Genomic DNA, 1,230 nt, shown 5'->3' on the forward strand with positions numbered 1-1,230 from the left:
TGTAGTGGTCAACCCAACTTGGACAGTCCGATAGGAGTTTTGCCGACCATCGCGTCAACGACGGCCGGAATGCGTTGGCCGATGGCGGCATGCCATCGGCGATGGTTATAGAAGGCTAAGTACGCTTCGATATCGTGTTTGGCTTCCTCGTGGCTGTGATAGACCTGCCCGCTCACCCATTCGTGCTTGAGGCTGCGAAACACGCGCTCGACCACCGCGTTATCCCAGCAGTTTCCGCGACGACTCATGCTCTGCACCATGCCGTAACGATCCAGCGCTGCGACGAACCGTTCGCTGGTATAGGTCGCGCCCTGGTCGGAATGGAACATCAGGCCCGATGCGGGGCGTCGCGCGTCCCACGCCTGCGTCAGCGCACGCGTGACCAGGGCTGTGTCGGCATGGCGCGAGAGCGCCATCCCGACGATTTTGCGGGCATACAAATCCACCACGATGGCCAGATACAGCCACCCTTGCCGGGTGGCGATATACGTCACATCGCCGGCCCACACGTGATTGGGCGCGACGGGTTGAAAGTGTCGGTCCAGGCGATTGGGCGCGACTGACGCCGCCGGGCCGCTGGCACGGTAGCGATGCCGGCGTTTTTTATGGCCCCAAACTCCGGCCTGCCGCATCAGCGTACGGGCCCGGTGGCGCCCCACCGGCGTGCCCTGATGGGTCAGCTCGCACGCCATCCGACGGCTGCCGTAGCTATGCCGGCTGGCCGCGTGAATCTGCCGCACCTGCGCCAACTGAGCGGAATCGACACGCACACGTCCACGCCGATGGCGTGCCGCGTAGTAACTACTGCGCGCCACCTCCATCAGCTGGCACAGCACGCTCACCGGATAAGCCTCCTTCAGCACATCGATCACCGCGTGTTGCGATCGCTGTCCCGCACGAAGAAGGCGATGGATTTTTTTAGCAGATCGCGCTCCCCCTCCAGCCGCGCCACCTTCGACTCCAGCTCGCGGATCCGCTGCTGCTCGGCGCTAACTTGCACGGAAGTCGGCGCTGGTCCTTCATGCGCGGTGCGCCACTGATCCACCCAGCGGCGCACCGCTGTGGGGCCAACATCCAACAATTCGCAGACCTGCCGCACCGAACACCCTTCTGCCACGATCATCGCCACGGCCTGGGCTTTTACGGCCTCGCTGATTTCTTTACGTCCCATGATTCACCTCGACGGTCAGTTTGACCTATCGGGGTGTCCAAGGGGATTAGGCCACTACA

General features: G+C 63.0%; 1 protein-coding gene. It reads right to left on the bottom strand.

What is annotated here, in order from left to right; genetic code table 11:
* Nucleotides 1-8: 8 nt before the first annotated feature.
* Nucleotides 9-1,171, bottom strand: a protein-coding gene (locus AC4HNJ_RS21505) for an IS3 family transposase (RefSeq protein ID WP_490481663.1) whose coding sequence is annotated in 2 segments (ribosomal slippage) — nucleotides 9-922 and nucleotides 922-1,171 — 1,164 coding nt in all. Because the reading frame shifts where the segments join, the coding sequence is not laid out codon by codon here.
* Between the last annotated feature and the right edge of the window lie 59 nt (nucleotides 1,172-1,230).

Source organism: Dyella sp. SYSU CM1112 (assembly GCF_058216415.1).